Origin of the sequence: Roseivivax sp. GX 12232, from assembly GCF_021272185.1 — a bacterium.
Classification (GTDB): Bacteria; Pseudomonadota; Alphaproteobacteria; order Rhodobacterales; family Rhodobacteraceae; genus Roseivivax.
This window is the reverse complement of sequence record NZ_JAJSEC010000004.1, coordinates 307,608-327,540: the sequence shown is the minus strand read 5'-3', so window position 1 is coordinate 327,540 and position 19,933 is coordinate 307,608. Positions and strand designations below refer to the sequence as shown.

The following is a 19,933-nucleotide window of genomic DNA, read 5'->3' as shown; positions in this document are numbered from 1 at the left end:
CGCGCCCTCTCGGCCAGCACGCCCCCTCTCGGCCAGGGCGAACCCTCACCGCTCGGCCGGCGCGCCCGTTAATCGGTCCGCTGCGGGCGAGACACTTCGGCCCCTAACCCTCAAGCCAGAACCACCCAGCCCCGACCACCAAACCCACCTCACACCCGCCGCCGCCCAGCCAGCGCCATCCGGCCGGCCAGCAGCACATAGGCCAGCACCAGCGCCAGCGCGGTGCCCACCAGGAACAGCAGGAGCGCGCCGAGGGTGCCCTCCACCGGCATCACCCCAGCCAAGACCCCCGCCAGCGCGCCGGTGACGATCTGCCAGCCCATGGTCAGCGCCAGCCAGCCCAGCACCGCAAAAAACCCGGCGAGATAGCCCAGCCGCGCCCCGCGGCGGCGGAAGCGCAGCCCGCGCCGCACGCTGGCCTTGGCCCGGGCGAAATCCTCTCCGATGGCGATCAGCGCGGGCACCACCAGCAGCACCAGCAGCATCCCGAAGCCCAGCCCGTAGACCAGCGTGATCACCGTGGGCTTCAGGAACTCGGCCTGCGAGGACCCCTCGTACAACAAAGGCGCCAGCCCCAGCACCGTCGTCAGCGTGGTCAGCAGCACCGGCCGCAGCCGGTCCGCGGCGCCGTCAACGATGGCCGGCAGGATGCCCCGCTCGGCGGCATATTCGTCGATCGTGGTCACCAGGACGATGCTGTCGTTGATGATGATCCCGGTCATGCCCAGGAGCCCCACCACCGTGAACATCGACATCGGCACGTCCCAGTGCCAATGCCCGAGGATCGTGCCGACCAGGCCGAAGGGGATGATCGCCATGACCACCAGGGGCCGCGACCAGCTCTCGAAGACCCAGGCGAGCACCAGGAAGATCCCCAGGAGCACCATGACCAGCGCCGCCAGCGCGTCGGCCATGAACTCGTCCTCCTGTTCGGAGAGCCCCGAGAGCCGATAGTCGACCTGCCGCTCGGCGGCGATGCCGGGCAGGATCTCGTCCTCGAGCGCCTGCATGACCTCGGCGGCGCGGGCGGGGTCGTCCTCGGAAAGATCGCCGTTCACCGAGATCAGCCGCACGCCGTTCTCGCGGCGGACCGTGGAAAAGCCCGCCTGCCGCTCGACCTGCACGATGTCGGCCAGCGCCACGTAAGCCCCCTCGGGGGTGCGCAGCTGCATGCGTTCGAGGAAATCGGCGGTCTGCTCGCCCTCGGGCAGCTCCACCCGGATCGCCGCCGAGCGCGGGCCCACCGGGTAGGTCGCGGCCTCGACGCCGCCGAGCCGCGCCCGCAGGGTCTGGCCCAGCGTGTCGATGTCGAAGCCCAGCGCCTGGCCGCGCGCGGTCAGATCGAGGATCAGCTCTTCCTTGTCGTAGGAGAGGTCATCCTCCAGCGCCGAGACCTCGGGGAACTGCGACAGCTCGGTCTTCAGGTCCTCGGCGGCGGCCTTCAGCGTGCTCGCATCGGCGCCGAAGAACTGCACGTCGAGCGCGTCGCCCCCCGGCCCCGAGCGCCAGCCCCGGAAGCTCACCGTCTCGGAGAGCGGGTGCCGCTCGACCCGCTCCTGCAGCTCGCCGACGAACTGGAAGGAGGAATAGGGCCGCAGGTCGGCGGAGATCAGCTCGATCGCGATGGAGCCCAGCTGGTCGGGCTCCTTGTTCTCGGTGCCCGAGAGCCCGCGCCCGGTGTTGCCGCCGATCTCGGAGAGGACGTATTCCACCGGGTTGGCGCCGTGGCGCTCCTCGTATTCGGCGGCCAGCTCCTCGACCGCGCGCTGCATGGCGCGCATCTGCTCGAAACTGTCGGCGCGGTCGGCGCCCGGCGCCATGGCGAAATTGCCGGTCACCGAATCCTGTTCCGGCGCGTTGAAGAAGCGCCAGGGCACATCACCCTTGATCAAGAGCGCGGTCTGCCCGGCCAGCAGCACCACCGTGCCCGCCAGCACCACGTAGCGGCCCGCGATCACCCAGCCCATGAGCGGGCGGAAGAGCCGCTCGCGGGCCCAGCGGAAGCCCCGGTTCACCACACGCGAGGGCGCGTCGTACCAATGCCGCTTGTCGGCATGGCTGAGCGCGTGCCGCATGTGGTTGGGCAGGATCAGGAAGCACTCGACGAGGCTCGCGATCAGCACCGCGATCACGGTGAAGGGGATGTCGGCGATCAGCGAGCCGAAGCGCCCGCCGATCAGCACCAGCCCGAAGAAGGCGATCACCGTGGTCAGCGTGGCGCAGAAGACCGGCAGCGCCATGCGCGCCGCCGCGGTCTCGGCCGCCGCGGCGGGCCCGAGCCCGCGCCGGGCGAGGTGGTCGGAATGTTCACCCACGACGATGGCGTCGTCGACCACGATCCCCAGCGTGATGATCAGCGCGAAAAGCGAGATCATGTTGATCGTGAGCCCGGCCAGATACATGAGCCCGATGGCCGCCAGCATGGCGGTCGGGATGCCCGCGGCCACCCAGAAGGCGATCCGGGCGTTGAGGAACAGAAACAACAGGCAGACCACCAGCCCGAGCCCCATCAGCCCGTTGTCGACCAGGATGTCGAGCCGCCCCGAGATCATGTCGGCCCGCTTGCGGATCAGGTCGATCGAGGCGCCCTCGGGCATCTCGGCCTCGAGCTCGGCGGCGACCTCCTCGACCTCGCGCTGGATGGCGATGGCGTCGCCCCGCGCGGTGCGGTCGACCCGGATCGAGATGGCGGGGTTCTCGCCGACGTAATAGCTGCGCTCGCGGGTCACGCCCTCGACGCGGATGCTGGCGACGTCGCCGACGGTCAGCTTGGTGCCGTCGGGGTTGGAGCGCAGAACGATGGTCTCGATCTCGTCGGCGGCGCGTTTCTCGGTGCCGGTGCGGACCCGGGCGTTGGCGCCCTCGACCTCGCCCGCCGGGTCGGCGTCGACCTCGCCGCCGATCGCCGCGGCGATCTCGCGCAGGGTCACGTCATGGGCGATCAGGCTGGTCGAGGAGACCTCGACCACCGTCTCGGGCGCCGAGAGGCCGCGGATCGTGGTGTTGGTCACCCCTTCGGCGAAAAGCCGGTTCACGAAGATATCGGCGTAATTGGCCAGCTGCTCGGGCGCGATGGGCCCCTGGATCACCACGTCGGTCACCCGGTCGAACCAGGTCGAGCGGCCGATCTCGGGCTCCTCGGCGTCCTCGGGCAGCTGGGTCACGCTGTCGACGGCCTGGCGCACGTCGTTGGTGGCGCGGCCCATGTCCCAGCCGGGCTCGAACTCCAGCTCGATCGCCGCCACCCCCTCGCGCGAGCGGGCGCGGCTCGATTCGACCCCGTCGACCGAGAGAAGCGCCGGTTCGAGAAGCTGCACGATGCCCTGGTCGACATCCTCGGCGCCCGCGCCCTCCCAGGTGACGGTGACGTCGATCTCGTCGATCACCACGTCGGGGAAGAACTGCGCGCGCATGTTCGGCACGGCGAAGGCCCCGGCGGCCAGCATCACCACGAACAGCAGGTTCGCCAGCGTCCGGTGCCGGGTGAAATAGGAAAACAGTCCGAAAAGCGCGCTCGTCCGACCGCCCATGCCCTAGCCCCCGATCCGCGCTTCGAGCCGGGCCACCATGGCCGCGGGCACGCGCGGTTCGCTGAGCTGGGCGAGGATGCGCTCCTTGGCGTCCTCGGGCATCCGGGCATTGCCTTCGACGAAGGCGCGCAGCTTCTCGCGGCGGGCCTCGGAGAGCTCCATCAACTCATCGCCCGCGGGGGCCGCCTCCTCGGCCGCCCCGGCGTCGAGGTCGCGGGTCCGCACCTTGATGCCCGGCCCGAGAAGCGGCGTGCGCTGCGCCACGACCTGCCGCCCGGCGAGGGCCTCGCCCGCAACCAGCACCGCGTCGCCCTGGCGCCGCAGGAGCGTCACATCCGCCTCTTCGAGCCGGTCCTCGGCGCCGACCAGCAGCACCCGGCCGTTGCTGCCGAGCGCGGTGGCGGGCAGGCGCACGACCTGCGAGAGCGGCGGCTCCTCGACCCGGACGGTCACGAAGTCACCCGGCTGGAAGCCCGCCGCCGAGGTCAGCCGCGCGTAGATCAGCCGCCCGGTCTCGCCCTCGGCGACCTGCGGGCTGGCGCGGTCGATCACCCCCTCGGCCACCAGGTCGGTGCCGAAGACATCCAGCGTCGCGCTGACCGGGGCGCGCCGGACCCGGCCGTCATCGCTCAGGAGCCGCGCGAAGCCCTGGGTCGAGACCCGGAAGGCCACCTCCAGCGCATCGGGGTCGATCAGCGTGGCGATCTGTTCGTTGGCCGAGACGAGCCGCCCCTCGACCACCGTCACATCGGCCAGCACGCCCGCGAAGCCCGCGCGGATCTCGGTCTCGGACAGGCGGCGCTCGGCCTCGGCCACGTCCAGTTCGCTGCGGGCGATCACGGTCTCGGCCTGGGCCACCCGGGCCTCGGCATCGGCCAGGGCCTGGCGGCGCTGGATCACCGTGGCGCGCGCCGCCGAGGCCTGCAGCTCGGCGGTCTCCACCGCCGTGGCGCTGCCGACGCCGCGCTCGCGCAGGTCCTCCTGCCGGGCGAAGGCGCGTTCATAAAGCGCCACCTGTTCCTCGGCGGCCTCGAGGTTGGCCCCGGCCAGTTCCACCGCGCGGCGGGCGTCGCGGGCCTCGGCCCGGGCGTCGGTCAGCGCCGAGCGGGCGCGCGCCAGCGCCGCCTCGGCATCGGCGGGGTCGATGCGCGCGAGAAGCTGGCCCTCGGTGACCTCGCCGCCGGCGTCGAAATCCTCGGAGAGCTCGACGATACGCCCCGCTGCCTCGGTGCGGATCTCCAGCGTGCGGCGGCTTTCCACCGCGCCATAGGCGGTCAGGACCGGCACCTCGGTGCCCGGGTTGGCGGTCACGACATTGACCGCGAAGACCCGCTCGCGGCCCTCGGGCATGCGCGGCTCGTCGGCCATGCGGGTCGCCACGGCGCCCTGGATCAGCGTGCCGGCATAGACCAGGAGCCCCAGCGTCGCCGCCAGGAGGAAGAGACCCGTCAGGGAGCGTCGGAGAAAGCGCATTCCACCTCGTTCGCCAGCGCCGCAGAGGCGCGGCCAAGTGTTTCCATCATAGCGCGAGATAGCCGGATGGGAGAAATTTCCAAAGCGCCGCAGGCGGCTCTCACCGGAGTGTTACGTGGGCGGGCCCGGGATCCGTCGCGGGGCGGCGGAATTTTTTGGGTGTCGGTGCGCGGAACGAGCCAGCCCCCCCAAACCCGCGGGCCACACCGCCCCTCCCCCGGAGCCCCGCCGATTGACCAATCCCCCTCCGGCTGTAATGTCGCCGGCAATTGCCCCCACGACCCCGGAGCCGCCATGCCGCCTCTCGACACCGCGCCGACCCTTCTTCTGATCTGGGCCGTGATCGGCTACCTCCTGGGTTCGATCCCCTTCGGCCTGATCGTCACGCGTGGCATGGGGCTTGCCGATCCGCGCGGCATCGGCTCGGGCAACATCGGGGCGACAAACGTCTTGCGCACCGGCTCCAAGGCGGCGGGGGCGGCGACGCTGCTGCTCGACGGGGCCAAGGGCTCGGCCGCGGTGCTGCTGGCGCGCGCGCTCGCGGGCGAGGACGCGGCGCAGATCGCGGCGCTCGCGGCCTTCCTGGGGCATTGCTACCCGGTCTGGCTGGGCTTTCGCGGCGGCAAGGGGGTGGCGACCTTCCTCGGCATCCTGCTGGCGCTCGACTGGGTCGTGGGCGGGCTGGCCTGCGCGATGTGGATCGCGGGCGTGGCGCTGACGCGGATCTCCTCGCTCGGCGCCTTGGTCGCGGCGGCCAGCGCCACGATCTGGATGGTGCTGCTGGCCCGGCCCGAGGCGCTGTTCCTCGGCGCGGTGCTGACGCTGCTGATCTACTGGCGGCACCGGACGAATATTGCGCGGCTGAAAGCCGGGACCGAGCCGAAGATCGGGCAGAAGAGCTAGGCGGCTGCCGGGAGCGTCCTCCCGCCAGGGCGGACGCCCGCAGGCACTCTTCAGGTCGCGTCGAGGAAGGCCCGGACCTCGGCGGCCACCTCCTCGGGATGGGTGATCGGCGCCATGTGACCCGCGCCGGGGATCACCACCTCACGCGCCTCGGGCAGCCGGGCGAGAAGCTCGGCATGGATCTCCGCGAGGATCGGCTCGGTCGTCTCCCCCCGCACCAGAAGCACCGGCAGGGCGCAGGTCTCGAGCCGTCCCGGCGCCAGGAGCCCCGCCGCATCCTCGTTCAGCGTCGCCTGGGTCTCGCCCACGATCCGCATCTGCCGGCCGATCTGCGCCCGGGCGCGGGGGCCCATCTCGTCCCAGGGACGGCCCGCGCCCCAGGTCGCGGTGAAGACCCGTCCCGCGCGGTCGAGGTCATCGGCCTCGACCGCCTCGATCATCGGGCGGCCCGCGGCGCGGCGCGCCTCGAAGAGCTCCGGCGCCCGCGCCCGCGCGGCGGCGAAAAGCACCGGCTCGACCAGCACCATGCGGCGGATCTTGTCGGGGTGATCCTCGGCCAGGCGCAGCGCCACGGTGGCGCCGAAGGAATGGCCGAGAAGCGTGAGGCCCGGCTCCAGGTGCTCGGCGCCGATGGCGGTCACCTGGTCGTGGAAGCTCTCGGGGCCGGGGCCCGTCCAAGGGGCGCTGCGGCCATGGCCGGGCATGTCGGGCGCGGTGATCGCAAGCCGGTCGCCCAGCCGCTCGGCCAGCCCGCCCCAGGCGCCGGAATGGGCCAGCGCGCAATGCAGCGCCAGCGCCGGGGCGCCCTGCCCGCGCGGTGCACCCAGCGTGATGCGATGCACGGCGCCGGTCTTGCCGTCGGCCCCGGCCCCGCCTCCGGTCTCGGCGTCGCGCGGCATCAGAGCCGGCCCGCCAGGTGGTCCTCCAGGTCGGACAGCCGGTCCTGCCCCCAGAAGCGCTCACCGCTGTCGACGACGTAGAAGGGCGCGCCGAAGACGCCGCTGGCCACCGCCTCCTCGAGATTGCGCTCGTAGGTCTCGGCCCCGGCCAGAAGGCCGCTGTCGGCAAGCCCCGGGTCGAAGCCCGCTTCGCTGAGGCAGGCCTTGATCACGTCGTCCTCGGCCACGTCCCTCTCCTCGGCCCAGCAGGCCCGCAGGAGAGCGTGCACCAGCGCGCCCATGTCGCCGCCGCCGGCCTTCTGCGCGGCGATCACCGCGTAGGAGGAAGGCGCCGCGTTGGTCGGCCAATGCGCGGGCTTGAGGTTAAAGGGCAGCCCCGCCTTCTTGGCCTGCCGCGGCAGGTCCTGGGCGCGATACTCCTGCCGCGAGGGGTGCCGGTCCTTGGGCGGGGTGCCCCCGGTGCGGGAAAACAGCGTCACGATGTCGAGCGGCTTGTAGGTGATCGAGGCGCCATGGGCCTCGGCCATCTCCTCGAGCCGTCGCCCTGCGAGATAGGTGAAGGGGGAAATGGTCGCGAAATAGTAGTCGATATGCGGCATATTCAAGGTCCTGGAGGTGTCGCGCTTTCCCGCCGAGCCTAGCCCATGCTAAGGGCGCGGCAATATCGAATCCAAATGGACCGCGCGACACATGCCCACCGTCATCGAACCCAAGCTCATCTCCGGGAACGCCAACCTCGACCTCGCGAAATCCATCGCGCGCCGCATGTCGCTTTACCGGGGCATGTCAGTGGGCCTCGTCGACGCGCGGATCGAGAGGTTCAACGACGCCGAGATCTTCGTCGAGGTCTACGAAAATGTCCGCGGCGAGGACATGTTCATCATCCAGCCGACCTCGAACCCGGCGAACGACAACCTGATGGAACTCTTGATCATGGCCGATGCGCTGCGGCGCTCCTCGGCGGCGCGGATCACCGCGGTGATCCCCTATTTCGGCTATGCCCGCCAGGACCGCCGCACCAAGGCGCGGACCCCGATCACCGCCAAGCTGGTGGCCAACATGATGGTCTCGGCGGGGATCGAGCGGGTGCTGACCATGGATCTGCACGCGGCCCAGATCCAGGGCTTCTTCGACATCCCGGTGGACAACCTCTACGCCTCGCCGATCTTCGCGCTCGACGTGCAGTCGCAGTTCAAGGATTCGATGGACGACCTGATGGTGGTCTCGCCCGACGTCGGCGGCGTGGCGCGGGCGCGGGAGCTCGCCAAGCGCATCAACGCGCCGCTCTCGATCGTCGACAAGCGCCGGGAGAAGGCCGGCGAGGTCGCCGAGATGACCGTGATCGGTGATGTCTCGGGCAAGAAGTGCATCATCGTGGACGACATCTGCGACACCGCCGGGACGCTCTGCAAGGCGGCCGAGGTGCTGATGGACCACGGCGCCACCGAGGTGCATGCCTATATCACCCATGGCGTGCTCTCCGGCCCCGCGGTGGAGCGAATCTCGGCCAGCGTGATGAAATCGCTGGTGGTGACCGATTCGATCGCCGCCACGCCCGAGGCCAAGGGCGCGCCGAACATCCGCGTGGTGCCCACCGCGCCGCTCTTCGCGCAGGCGATCCTGAACATCTGGAACGGCACCTCGGTGTCCTCGCTCTTCGAGCTGGAGACGCTGGGGCCGATCTACGAGGGGATCCTTTAAGAGTAGGGGGTGAGAGGGGGCGCTTCGGTGAAGAGGCGCCCCTTGCGGTAGGCTGTCCGAGGGATGGCCGATGGTCTTCGGGCTTGCCGTTTGGGGCGACGCGCCTCCGCAGGCTGGTTGAGGACTGACCGTCGGTCTTGGGGCTGACCGCGCGCTGAAGTGCGGCGCTCCCCAGCCATCAAACAGTCTCCCCCCATCCCCTTTTGCCAACCGTGCCCAATCCCGCCCCCACTTGCGCCCGAATAGCACCGAAGGTGCCGGGCGCGCGCCGGACCGGCCCGATGGGCCGGCGCTCCTTGGGATGGTGCGCCTAACTCGCCCCTAGCCCTGACCTTGCAGCCATAAAGCGCCCCGCTCGGAGGTCAGCAGCGCCGGCCCCCGGTCCGGCGCGCGCCCTCGGCTCAGACGTCCCAAAACCCTCACTTCCGCCGCAGATGCTCGTCGAGCCGCGGCATGATCTCCACGAAGTTGCAGGGGCGGTGCCGGTAGTCGAGCTGAAGCTTCAGGATCTCGTCCCAGGCGTCCTTGCAGGCGCCGGGGCTGCCGGGCAGCGCGAAGAGATAGGTGCCCGCGGCCACGCCGCCGGTGGCCCGGCTCTGCACCGCCGAGGTGCCGATCTTGGCCATGGAGACATGGGTGAAGACCACCCCGAAGGCGTCGATCTCCTTCTCGTAGACGTCGCGATGCGCCTCGACGGTGACGTCGCGCCCGGTCAGCCCGGTGCCGCCGGTGGAGATCACAACGTCGATGCCGGGATCGGCGCACCAGGACCGCAGCCGCTCGGCGATGGCCTCCCGATCGTCGCGCAGGATCTCGCGGGCGGCGAGCACATGGCCCGCCTCGGCGATCCGCGCGGCCAGCACGTCGCCCGAGCGGTCGTCCTCGGGGCTGCGGGTGTCCGAGACGGTCAGGACCGCGATGCGGACCGGCAGGAACTCGCGGCTCTCGTCGATGCGGCTCATCTGCGGGTCTCCTCGAGCTTGGCCTGCAGGTCCAGAAGATCCGCCCAGCTTTCGCGCTTCATCTGCGGATTGCGCAGGAGATAGGCGGGGTGGAACATCGGCATGACCGGCAGGCCGAGCGCCTCGGTCCAGCGGCCGCGGAGCCGCGTGATGCCGCGTTTGCCCAGCACCGCCGAGGCCGAGATATTGCCCATGATCACCAGCACCTCGGGGGCAGCCAGCGCGACATGGCGCGCGAGGAAGGGATGCATCATGGCGATCTCCTCCTCGGTGGGCTCGCGGTTCTGCGGCGGCCGCCAGGGCAGCACGTTGGTGATGTAGAGGCCCCCCGGCCCCTCGCTCGCGCGGTCGAGGCCGATCGCCGCGAACATCCGGTCGAGAAGACGCCCGGCAGAGCCGACAAAGGGCTTGCCCTGGCGGTCCTCGTCGCGGCCCGGGGCCTCGCCGATCACCATGACGCGGGCCTCGGGGCGGCCGTCGGCGAAGACCAGGTTGCGCGCCCCGCGCTTCAGCTCGCAATGCTCGAAACCGGCCATGGCCTCGCGCAGCGCCGCGAGGTCAGGGGCGGATTTGGCGGCGGCCTCGGCCTCGGCCACCGGGTCCTCCTGGGCCACGGCGCGGCTGGCGCCGGCCACGGCCACAGAGGCCTGCGCGGCGGTCTCCGCCAGCGCCGCCTCGGCCGCGGCGAAGCGGTCGACGGGCGCTTCCGAGATCGTCTCGGTCACGCCCATCTCGTGCTGCCAGGCCAGCATCGCCTGCGCGCTATGCCAATCGAGCGAATCCATCACCGGCGACCTTATCCCCGCCACGCGCCCGGAGGAAAGGCGGGCGACCACCGATGACGCCAAGCCCCCCTTGCTGTGACCGGGGGGCATTCCTATAACGCTGCGACAATCCCCGAAGGGAGCACCCCCCGCCGATGCGTTTCGACCAGCGCCACCTTCTTGGCATCGAGTCCCTGCGGCCCGACGAGATCACCACGCTGCTCGACCTGGCGGATCGCTACGCCACGCTGAACCGCTCGCGGCAGAAGCGCTCGGGGATCCTCTCGGGGCTGACCCAGATCAACATGTTCTTCGAGAACTCGACGCGCACCCAGGCAAGCTTCGAGCTGGCCGGTAAGCGGCTCGGGGCGGATGTGATGTCCATGGCCATGGGCGCCTCCTCGATCAAGAAGGGCGAGACGCTGATCGACACGGCGCTGACGCTGAACGCCATGCATCCCGACCTCCTGGTGGTGCGCCACCCGAACTCGGGCGCGGTCGACCTTCTGGCCCAGAAGGTCAACTGCGCGGTGGTCAACGCCGGCGACGGGCGCCACGAGCATCCGACCCAGGCGCTGCTCGACGCGCTGACCATCCGCCGCGCCAAGGGGAGGCTGCACCGGCTGACCGTGGCGATCTGCGGCGACATCGCGCACAGCCGGGTGGCGCGCTCGAACCTGCTGCTTTTGCACAAGATGGAGAACCGCGTGCGGCTCGTCGGCCCGCCGACGCTCATGCCCGCGGGCATCGAGGACTTCGGCGTCGAGGTCTACCACGACATGGAAGAGGGCCTGCGCGACGCCGACGTGGTGATGATGCTGCGCCTTCAGCGCGAGCGCATGGACGGCGGCTTCATCCCCTCCGAGCGCGAATATTTCTACCGCTACGGGCTCGATGCCGAGAAGCTCTCGGTCGCCAAGCCCGATGCCATCGTCATGCATCCCGGCCCGATGAACCGCGGGGTCGAGATCGACGGCACCATCGCCGACGACATCAACCGCTCGGTGATCCAGGAACAGGTGGAGATGGGCGTGGCCGTGCGCATGGCGGCGCTGGACCTACTGGCGCGCAACCTGCGCGCCCGACCGACGGAGCTGACCGCATGACCAAGATGCAGATCCGCGCCTCCGAGACCGGGGTGACGCGGCTCTTCCATCTCGACCTGCCGCCCGAGGCGGTCGACCGCTTCACCACACAGGCCGGCACCGGGGAATATCCGCTGTCCTACGCGCTTGGCGCGACCAGGCTGCGCCCGAGCCTCGTTGACGTGGTGGCGATCCGCGACCTCGGCAAGATGCCGCTTTCGGCCTATCTGGCCGAGGCCCATGGCGTCACCGGGCCGGAGTTCGCTCAGATGCGCGGCCGCATCGACGGGCTCAAGGGCCATGTGGTGATCCTGCCGAGCCAGGCCTTCGGCGCCACCGGCCAGACGCTGACCGTCTCGAGCCCGCTCAACTGGGTCGGCACCTTCTCCGAACATGCCCCCGAGACCCGCGCCGAGCCGATCAAGACCGAGAGCACCAAGGGCATGGCGCCGCGCTCCGAGGGGCCGGACGACCCGCTGGCGCGGGGCAGCTCGCCGCTTCTGCGGGCGCTGATCATCGTGGTCGGCGCGATGCTGCTCGGCGCCCTGGCCTTCCTGGTGGTGCGCTGATGGCGGGCGCGGACCTCCTGATCACCGGCGCGCGGATCGTCGACCCCGAGGCCGGCACCGTCGAGGACGGCCATGTGCTCATCGAGGACGGGCGCATCTCCGAGATCACCTCGGAGATCGGCCCGCGGTTGACCGAGCGCGTCGCGCCCGAGAACCGCGTCGAGGCGGGCGGCAAGATGCTCGCCCCGGGCATCGTCGACATCGGCGTGAAGGTCTGCGAGCCGGGTGAGCGGCACAAGGAAAGCTACAAGACCGCCGGGGCGGCGGCGGCCGCGGGCGGCGTGACCACGCTGGTCACCCGGCCCGACACCGACCCGGTGATCGACACCCCCGAGGCGCTGGAGTTCATCCGCCGCCGCGGACAGGAGGCCGCGCCGGTGCGCGTCCTGCCCATGGCGGCGCTGACCAAGGGCCGCGCGGGCACCGAGATGACCGAGCTCGGCTTTCTCCTGGATGCCGGCGCCGTGGCCTTCACCGATTGCGACCGGGTGATCGCGGACACGCGGGTGCTGACCCGGGCGCTGACCTATGCGCAGGGCCTGGGCGCGCTGGTCATCGGCCACCCGCAGGAGCCGGGTCTGTCGCGCGGCGCGGCGGCGACCTCGGGCAAGTTCGCCTCGCTGCGCGGGCTGCCTGCGGTCTCGCCCATGGCCGAGCGCATGGGTCTCGATCGCGACATCGCCCTGGTCGAGATGACCGGCGTGCGCTACCACGCCGACCAGATCACCACGATCCGCGCCCTGCCCGCGCTGGAGCGCGCCAAGCGCAACGGCTTCGACGTGACCGCGGGCACCTCGATCCACCACCTGACGCTGAACGAGCTGGACCTCGCGGATTACCGCACCTTCTTCAAGGTCAAGCCGCCGCTGCGCTCCGAGGAGGACCGCCAGGCGGTGATCGAGGCGGTGCGCAGCGGGCTGATCGACACGATCTCCTCGATGCACACGCCGCAGGACGAGGAGAGCAAGCGCCTGCCCTTCGAGGAGGCCGCCTCGGGGGCGGTGGGTCTCGAGACCATGCTGCCGGTGCTGCTGCGGCTCTACCATTCGGGCGAGCTGGAGCTGCCGGCGCTGTTCCGCGCGCTGTCGCTGAACCCCGCCCGGCGGCTGGGGCTCGAGGCCGGCCGCATGGCCAAGGGCGCGCCCGCGGACCTGATGCTCTTCGATCCCGACAAGCCGTTCATTCTGGACCGGTTCAAGCTTCTGTCGAAGTCGAAGAATACCCCCTTCGACAACGCCCGCCTGCAAGGCCGGGTGCTGATGACGCTGGTCGGCGGACGGGTGGTCTACCGGGCAGGGTGACGTGTGGGTGGTGAGGTTTTTTTTTGGGGGGGGGTGCAGTGGTAGGGGCGGCGGTCCCTGTCCTACGGCATCCGGCTTTTCGCCAGCCCCCTTCTCCGCCAACGCCCCCTGGGCACCAGCGCGCCCGCTCCGCCAGCACCCCTCTCCACCAGCACCACCAGAGGGCGCGCGGCGGACCGGGGGCCGGCGCTTCTGAACTTCGAGCGAGGCGCTTTATGGCAGCAAGGTCAGGACTAAAAGATAGTTATGCGCGCCATCCCAAGGAGCGCCGGCCCATCGGGCCGGTCCGGCGCGCGCCCGGCACCTTCGGTGCTGTTCGGGCGCAAGAAAGAGGCGTTGGGTTTCGGCCCGACCGTGGGTTTGGGCGGTGAGAGTTGCGTTGGGCATTTGACTAGGGTGCGGATGACCCGGCGCACAGGCTGGACCAAACCGGAGTGACCTTGGTGCACCGCTGAGGTTGTTAGATGTTCGCCGGTGCAGGCAACTCACACGCTGAGACGCCCGTCTGGAATCAGTTCGAAGTCGCGTTCAGGGACTGGCTAGCGGCTCGTGGCTAGCGTCAGTGCCTTGTGCCCAGTGCCCAGTGCCTAGCGCCTAGCGCCCAGTGCCTAGACCCGAACCCTCACCACCCCACCGCTTCAATACAAATCCCAGTCGTCCTCGCCTTTCAGCTCCCCGATGGCGGTCCAGGTCATGCGGACGCGGGCGACGCGGCTGTCGCCCCAGGTGCGGAAGACCAGGTCGAAGCCCTCGGGGCCGATCCGGTCGGCGGCGAGGTCGGCGCGGATGTTGGCCTCGCTGTCGATGTCCCAGAGCGACAGGCCGACCTGCACCGCCGGGCTGCCGCGGAAGGGCTCGGAGAAGCGCACCCGCTTGCGGCGCTCGCGGGCGCCCTCGCCGGTCCACATCTCGCCGCCGCTGGCGAAATCCGAGAAGACCTCGACCTCGCCCTGGTCGATGCCGATGACGTTGGAATTGAGCCTGCGCATGTCACCCCTGTCCTTGCCGCCCGGGCAGCATAGGGACGCGGGGGCCGGAGGGAAGAGCTCGCCCCGAGGCGGGCCGGTCAGGCGTTAACCTTTTGCAACAGAGCGTGGTCGGTTCGCTGCCAAAGACGGCCCACCTGCCGCAGATGCGGCGCGCGCCCGCCCTGCGCTTGGCGTGGAGCCCTACCCGCCGCGCCAAAGAGCCAAGCCGCACCGGCTCCGATAGCCCAACCGGTCGTCCCACGTCACCCGGAGCCACGCGTGCCGCACCGACATGGCAGGTAACCGCCCTGCCCCGCCGCAGCACCGTTCGCCGCGTCCTCAACCGGCCCGTGCGCGCGTCCCTACCCCGCAGCAGCACCGCTCGCCGCGTCCTCAATCGGCCCGTGCGCGCGTCCCTACCCCGCAGCAGCACCGCTCGCCGCGTCCTCAATCGACCCGTGCGCGCGCCCTGCCCCGCCGCACAGCCCGCCGCGCCTCAACCAGCCTCAACGCCCCACGCGCCTTGCCCCGCCCCACAGCCCGCCGCAGCCTCAACCAGCCTCAACCAGCCTCAACGCCCCAAGCGTCCCGCTTCCGCCCCACCCCAAAAACGCAAAAGGCGCGCCCCGAGGGACGCGCCTTCCGCAATCTTCCAAACCGGCCTCTGGATCAGAGGTTCGGCTGCCGCGTCGACAGGCCGATATGGGTGCCCACGGCGACCATGTCGGCCAGGAGCTTGGCCGCGTCATCGACCGGGCCGGGCTCGTTGACGAAGACTTCCTTGGCCTTGCGGTATTCCGCCTCGGCCTCTTCCACGAGCGTCTCGTAGGTCTCCTGGTCGACGTCGGCCTTGGGCAGCGCGCGCTCGGCCAGGACCGAGAGGCCCTCGCCCAGCTCGGCGAAACCGCCGGTGACGACGAACTCCTGGGTGCCCTTCTGGGTCTCGACCACCAGCACGCCGGGGCGCAGGGTGGTGATCAGCGGCGCATGGTTCGGCATCGCCGTCATGTCGCCATCGGCGCCCGGGATCTGGACCGACACGACCTCTTCCTGCATGAGCCGCCGTTCCGGGCTCACCAGGTCGAACTGCATCGTTTCTGCCATGTGGCTCTCCTCGGTGGCAGGCAGGGTGGGCCGGGCCCACCCTACGCATCAGATGATCAGGCGGCTTCCGACGCCATCTTCTCGGCCTTGGCCTTCACCTCTTCGATGCCGCCGACCATGTAGAAGGCGCCCTCGGGCAGGTGGTCGTATTCGCCGGCCACGACCGCCTTGAAGGACGAGATCGTGTCCTCGAGCGGCACCTGGACGCCGTCCGAACCGGTGAAGACCTTCGCCACGTCGAAGGGCTGCGAGAGGAAACGCTGGATCTTCCGGGCCCGGGCCACGGTCAGCTTGTCCTCTTCCGAGAGCTCGTCCATGCCGAGGATCGCGATGATGTCCTGCAGCGACTTGTAGCGCTGGAGGATCCCCTGCACTTCGCGGGCGACGTTGTAGTGCTCTTCGCCGACGATGCCCGGATCCATCAGGCGCGAGGTCGAGTCGAGCGGGTCCACCGCGGGGTAGATGCCGAGCTCGGAGATCGCGCGGTTAAGAACCGTGGTCGCGTCGAGGTGGGCGAAGGTGGTCGCCGGCGCCGGGTCGGTCAGGTCGTCCGCGGGCACGTAGACCGCCTGGATCGAGGTGATCGAGCCCGACTTGGTCGAGGTGATCCGCTCCTGCATGGCGCCCATGTCGGTCGCCAGGGTCGGCTGGTAGCCCACCGCGGAGGGGATGCGGCCCAGAAGCGCCGACACCTCGGAGCCCGCCTGGGTGAAGCGGAAGATGTTGTCGACGAAGAACAGCACGTCGGTGCCGGACTGGTCGCGGAACTGCTCGGCCAGGGTCAGGCCGGTCAGCGCCACGCGGGCACGCGCCCCCGGAGGCTCGTTCATCTGACCGTAGACCAGGGCCACCTGGCTTTCCGGCAGGTTGTCCGGCTTGATCACGTTGGACTCGACCATCTCGTGATAGAGGTCGTTGCCCTCGCGGGTCCGCTCGCCGACACCGGCGAAGACCGAGAAGCCCGAGTGCACCTTGGCGATGTTGTTGATCAGTTCCATGATCAGAACCGTCTTGCCGACGCCGGCGCCGCCGAAGAGGCCGATCTTGCCGCCCTTGGCGTAGGGCGCCAGCAGGTCGATGACCTTGATGCCGGTGACCAGCACCTCGGATTCGGTCGACTGCTCGTTGAAGACCGGCGCCTCGGCGTGGATCGGACGGTATTCGTCCGAGGTGATCGCCTCGCCCTCGTCGACCGGCTCGCCGACGACGTTGAGGATCCGGCCCAAGGTGGCGTTGCCGACCGGCACGGTGATCGGGCCGTCGGTGTCGGTCACTTCCTGGCCGCGCACGAGGCCCTCGGTGGCGTCCATCGCGATGGTGCGCACGGTGCTTTCGCCCAGGTGCTGCGCCACTTCGAGGACAAGGCGCTTGCCGTTGTTGTCGGTCTCAAGCGCGTTCAGGATCGCGGGCAGGTGGTCGTCGAACTGAACGTCGACGACGGCGCCGATGACCTGAGTCACTTTGCCTTTCGCGTTTGCCATGTTCTGTCTCCGGTTCTTAAAGGGCTTCGGCGCCCGAGATAATTTCGATCAGTTCGTTGGTGATGACCGCCTGACGGGTGCGGTTATACTCGATCGTCAGGTCGTCGATCATCTCGCCGGCGTTGCGCGTCGCGTTGTCCATCGCGCTCATCCGCGCGCCCTGCTCGGAGGCCGCGTTCTCGAGAAGCGCCGCGAAGATCTGCGTCGCCACGCCGCGCGGCAGAAGATCGGCGAGGATTTCCTCTTCCGAAGGCTCGTAGTCGTAGAGCGGGCCGGAACCCTGCTCGTCGCCACCCTCGGTGTCGTAATCCGCCGGGATCACCTGCTGCGCCGTCGGCACCTGGCTCACCACGTTCTGGAACTTCGAATAGAAGATCGTCGCGACGTCGAACTCCTCGGCGTCGAAACGCGCGAGAAGGTCCTTGGCGATGTTCTGCGCGTCCGGGTAGGACAGGCGCTTCACCTCGGACAGATCGACGTGGCCGATCAGCGCGTCGCCCATGTCGCGCTTGAGCTGATCGCGGCCCTTGCGGCCGACGGTCAGGACCTTCACGTCCTTGCCCTCGGCCTTGAGCTTCTTCGCATGCGTGCGCGCCAGCTTCACGATGTTCGTGTTGAAGCCGCCGCACAGACCGCGCTCGGCGGTCATCACGACCAGAAGCTGTTTCTGGTCGCTGCCCGTCCCGCGCAGGAGGCGCGGGGCGCTGTCGCTGTCACCGACCGAGGCCGCGAGCGACCCCATGACGGCGTTGAACCGCTCGGCATAGGGGCGCGCGCTTTCCGCGGCGTCCTGGGCGCGGCGGAGCTTGGCCGCCGCGACCATCTGCATGGCCTTGGTGATCTTCCGGGTCGATTTGACCGAGGAGATCCGGTTCTTGAGGTCCTTGAGATTTGCCACGAGGCAGTCTCCTTACGCGAAGTCGGCGGCGTATTCGTCCAGCACGGCCTTGATCTTGTCGGCCGCCTCGCCCTTCACCTTGGGATCTTCCTTGGTGATCCAGTCCAGCAGGTCCTTGTGCTTGCCACGCAGATGCTGGAGCAGGCCCTGCTCGAAGCGCCCGACCTCGCGGGTCGGGATCTTGTCGAGGTAGCCATTGGTGCCGGCGAAGATGACGCAGACGATCTCGGCGTTGGTCAGCGGCGAATACTGCGGCTGCTTCATCAGCTCGGTGAGACGCTCACCGCGGTTCAGCTGGCGCTGGGTCGCGGCGTCGAGGTCGGAGCCGAACTGCGCGAAGGCCGCCATCTCGCGGTACTGCGCCAGTTCCAGCTTCACCGGGCCCGCGACCGACTTCATCGCCGAGGTCTGGGCCGAGGAGCCGACGCGCGACACCGACAGACCGGTGTTCACCGCCGGGCGGATGCCCTGGTAGAACAGTTCGGTCTCGAGGAAGATCTGGCCGTCGGTGATCGAGATCACGTTGGTCGGAATGAAGGCCGAGACGTCGCCGCCCTGGGTTTCGATGATCGGCAGGGCGGTCAGCGAGCCCGCGCCGTTCTCCTCGTTCATCTTCGCCGAGCGCTCCAGCAGGCGGGAGTGCAGGTAGAAGACGTCGCCCGGGTAGGCTTCGCGGCCCGGCGGGCGGCGCAGCAGCAGCGACATCTGACGGTAGGAGACGGCCTGCTTGGAGAGGTCGTCATAGACCATCAGCGCGTGGCGGCCGTTGTCGCGGAAGTATTCACCCATCGCGGTCGCGGTGTAGGGCGCGAGATACTGCATCGGCGCGGGGTCCGAGGCGGTCGCGGCGACGACGATCGAATATTCGATGGCGCCGGTTTCCTCGAGCTTCTTCACCAGCTGCGCCACGGTCGAGCGCTTCTGGCCGACGGCCACGTAGACGCAGTAGAGCTTCTGGCTCTCGTCGTCGCCCGCGGCTTCGTTGTAGCTCTTCTGGTTGAGCATGGCGTCGAGCGCCACGGCGGTCTTGCCGGTCTGGCGGTCGCCAATGATCAGCTCGCGCTGGCCGCGGCCGATCGGGATCATCGCGTCGATGGCCTTGAGGCCGGTCGCCATGGGCTCGTGGACCGACTTCCGCGGCATGATGCCGGGGGCCTTCACGTCCGCCAGGCGGCGCTCGGCGGATTCGATCGGGCCCTTGCCGTCCAGCGGGTTGCCGAGACCGTCGACCACGCGGCCGAGCAGGGCGTCGCCGACCGGCACGTCCACGATCGCGTTGGTGCGCTTGACGGTGTCGCCTTCCTTGATGTCGCGGTCCGAGCCGAAGATCACGACGCCGACGTTGTCGACCTCGAGGTTCAGCGCCATGCCGCGGATGCCACCCGGGAACTCGACCATCTCGCCGGCCTGGACCTTGTCGAGGCCGTGCACACGGGCGATCCCGTCACCGACCGACAGAACGCGACCCACCTCGGCGACTTCGGCCTCCTGACCGAAGTTCTTGATCTGCTCCTTCAGGATCGCAGAAATTTCGGCTGCTTGGATACCCATTTATCCGACCTCTTTCATTGCATTCTGGAGGGAATGGAGCTTCGAGCGGATCGAGGTATCGATCATCTTCGAGCCCACCTTAACAACAAGACCGCCGATGAGGCTTTCGTCGACGGTCGTCTTGATCTCGACATCACGGCCCACCTGGGCCTTGAGCGTCTGGGCGAGCTTTGCGGACTGTTCGCTCGAAAGCTCGGTCGCCGTGGTCACCTCGGCGGTGACGACGCCCTTGGCTCCCGCGATGCGCTCGCGGAGCTGGGCGATCAGCGCCGGCAGCACGAACAGGCGGCGCTTCGACGCCATGAGGCCCAGCGTGTTCTTCAGCACGTCCATCAGCCCCATCTTGGAAGCGATCGCGGTGATCGCCTTTTCCTGGGTGTCGCGGCTGTAGACCGGGGAATGAATCAGATCGCGCAGGTCGGTGCTGTCCACCAGCGCCTGTGCGAGATCGTCGATGTTGGCTTCGAGCGTGTCGAGCGCGTTTGCCTCCTGGGCGAGGTCGAAGACGGCCGCTGCGTAGCGCTCTGCGATGCCGGAGGAAATCGAAGCTGGTTCAGACACGTCCATCCTTCCGCTATCAAGCCTCCGTGACCCAGCCGCGAGGCGGATCCGGAGGCGTTTTTGTCTCCTGGCGGGGAGCCAGGGCCCTGAAATCAGCGCGGATGTAGCAGAGCAACCCCAACCCCGCAACATGCTAGGCCGGATTTAAGGGCTTGGGCCGGGGTCAAGAAAATCAATAGCTTA

Annotated in this window: 17 protein-coding genes; 5 read left to right on the top strand and 12 right to left on the bottom strand. The window is 69.4% G+C overall.

Going from position 1 to position 19,933, the window contains the following annotated elements; all coding sequences use genetic code 11:
* Positions 1–149: 149 nt before the first annotated feature.
* Positions 150–3,530 carry an efflux RND transporter permease subunit gene (locus LR948_RS09900; protein WP_232753851.1) on the bottom strand — a complete coding sequence of 1,127 codons (3,381 nt, stop codon included), beginning with the start codon at positions 3,528–3,530 and terminating at the stop codon, positions 150–152.
* Between the two features lie 3 nt (positions 3,531–3,533).
* Complete coding sequence (locus tag LR948_RS09895; protein WP_232753850.1) at positions 3,534–5,003, bottom strand: efflux RND transporter periplasmic adaptor subunit; 1,470 nt, start codon at positions 5,001–5,003, stop codon at positions 3,534–3,536.
* 294 nt (positions 5,004–5,297) lie between these two features.
* Between LR948_RS09895 and plsY the strand changes: the two genes are divergently transcribed.
* On the top strand, positions 5,298–5,906 hold the full coding sequence (gene plsY, locus LR948_RS09890; protein ID WP_232753849.1) for a glycerol-3-phosphate 1-O-acyltransferase PlsY: 609 nt from the start codon (positions 5,298–5,300) through the stop codon (positions 5,904–5,906).
* A 50-nt stretch (positions 5,907–5,956) separates the two neighbouring features.
* Here plsY and LR948_RS09885 read toward each other — a convergent pair whose 3' ends face one another.
* The gene (locus LR948_RS09885) at positions 5,957–6,805 is read right to left on the bottom strand and encodes an alpha/beta fold hydrolase (protein ID WP_232753848.1); all 849 of its coding nucleotides are present in this window, start codon (positions 6,803–6,805) and stop codon (positions 5,957–5,959) included.
* Positions 6,805–7,404 (bottom strand): 2-hydroxychromene-2-carboxylate isomerase, encoded by a 600-nt coding sequence (locus LR948_RS09880; protein ID WP_232753847.1) that lies wholly within the window; start codon positions 7,402–7,404, stop codon positions 6,805–6,807. The genes LR948_RS09885 and LR948_RS09880 overlap by 1 nt, the downstream gene beginning before the upstream one ends.
* 91 nt (positions 7,405–7,495) lie before the next feature.
* Here LR948_RS09880 and LR948_RS09875 point away from each other — a divergent pair, with 91 nt between their 5' ends.
* Positions 7,496–8,506 (top strand): ribose-phosphate pyrophosphokinase, encoded by a 1,011-nt coding sequence (locus tag LR948_RS09875; RefSeq protein ID WP_232753846.1) that lies wholly within the window; start codon positions 7,496–7,498, stop codon positions 8,504–8,506.
* Between the two features lie 419 nt (positions 8,507–8,925).
* On the opposite strand, the gene moaB is transcribed toward LR948_RS09875, so the two are convergent.
* Together moaB and LR948_RS09865 are read right to left on the bottom strand one after the other, a co-directional pair.
* Complete coding sequence (gene moaB / locus LR948_RS09870) at positions 8,926–9,468, bottom strand: molybdenum cofactor biosynthesis protein B (protein WP_232753845.1); 543 nt, start codon at positions 9,466–9,468, stop codon at positions 8,926–8,928.
* Positions 9,465–10,253, bottom strand: coding sequence for a uracil-DNA glycosylase family protein (locus tag LR948_RS09865; protein WP_232753844.1), 789 nt, complete (start codon positions 10,251–10,253; stop codon positions 9,465–9,467). Before LR948_RS09865 ends, moaB begins: the two co-directional genes overlap by 4 nt.
* Before the next feature lie 134 nt (positions 10,254–10,387).
* Between LR948_RS09865 and LR948_RS09860 the strand changes: the two genes are divergently transcribed.
* From LR948_RS09860 to pyrC, 3 genes are read left to right on the top strand one after another with little or no spacing between them, the layout of a single operon-like run.
* Entirely contained in the window at positions 10,388–11,338 is a 951-nt protein-coding gene (locus LR948_RS09860; protein WP_232753843.1) for an aspartate carbamoyltransferase catalytic subunit, read from the top strand.
* Positions 11,335–11,886 (top strand): aspartate carbamoyltransferase catalytic subunit, encoded by a 552-nt coding sequence (locus LR948_RS09855; RefSeq protein ID WP_232753842.1) that lies wholly within the window; start codon positions 11,335–11,337, stop codon positions 11,884–11,886. Before LR948_RS09860 ends, LR948_RS09855 begins: the two co-directional genes overlap by 4 nt.
* Entirely contained in the window at positions 11,886–13,187 is a 1,302-nt protein-coding gene (gene pyrC, locus LR948_RS09850) for a dihydroorotase (RefSeq protein WP_232753841.1), read from the top strand. The genes LR948_RS09855 and pyrC overlap by 1 nt, the downstream gene beginning before the upstream one ends.
* A 638-nt stretch (positions 13,188–13,825) precedes the next feature.
* Here the strand turns inward: pyrC and LR948_RS09845 are convergent.
* The 6 genes from LR948_RS09845 to LR948_RS09820 all read right to left on the bottom strand — a co-directional run bounded on the left by LR948_RS09845 (position 13,826) and on the right by LR948_RS09820 (position 19,750).
* Positions 13,826–14,176 (bottom strand): H-type lectin domain-containing protein, encoded by a 351-nt coding sequence (locus tag LR948_RS09845; RefSeq protein ID WP_232753840.1) that lies wholly within the window; start codon positions 14,174–14,176, stop codon positions 13,826–13,828.
* 648 nt (positions 14,177–14,824) lie between these two features.
* On the bottom strand, positions 14,825–15,259 hold the full coding sequence (locus tag LR948_RS09840; RefSeq protein WP_232753839.1) for a F0F1 ATP synthase subunit epsilon: 435 nt from the start codon (positions 15,257–15,259) through the stop codon (positions 14,825–14,827).
* A 56-nt stretch (positions 15,260–15,315) separates the two neighbouring features.
* Entirely contained in the window at positions 15,316–16,740 is a 1,425-nt protein-coding gene (gene atpD / locus LR948_RS09835) for a F0F1 ATP synthase subunit beta (RefSeq protein WP_232753838.1), read from the bottom strand.
* A gap of 16 nt (positions 16,741–16,756) precedes the next feature.
* Positions 16,757–17,638: a F0F1 ATP synthase subunit gamma gene (locus LR948_RS09830; RefSeq protein ID WP_232753837.1), complete on the bottom strand. Its 882-nt coding sequence runs from the start codon at positions 17,636–17,638 to the stop codon at positions 16,757–16,759.
* 12 nt (positions 17,639–17,650) lie between these two features.
* Positions 17,651–19,189: a F0F1 ATP synthase subunit alpha gene (gene atpA, locus LR948_RS09825; RefSeq protein WP_232753836.1), complete on the bottom strand. Its 1,539-nt coding sequence runs from the start codon at positions 19,187–19,189 to the stop codon at positions 17,651–17,653.
* Entirely contained in the window at positions 19,190–19,750 is a 561-nt protein-coding gene (locus tag LR948_RS09820; RefSeq protein ID WP_232753835.1) for a F0F1 ATP synthase subunit delta, read from the bottom strand.
* Positions 19,751–19,933: the final 183 nt, after the last annotated feature.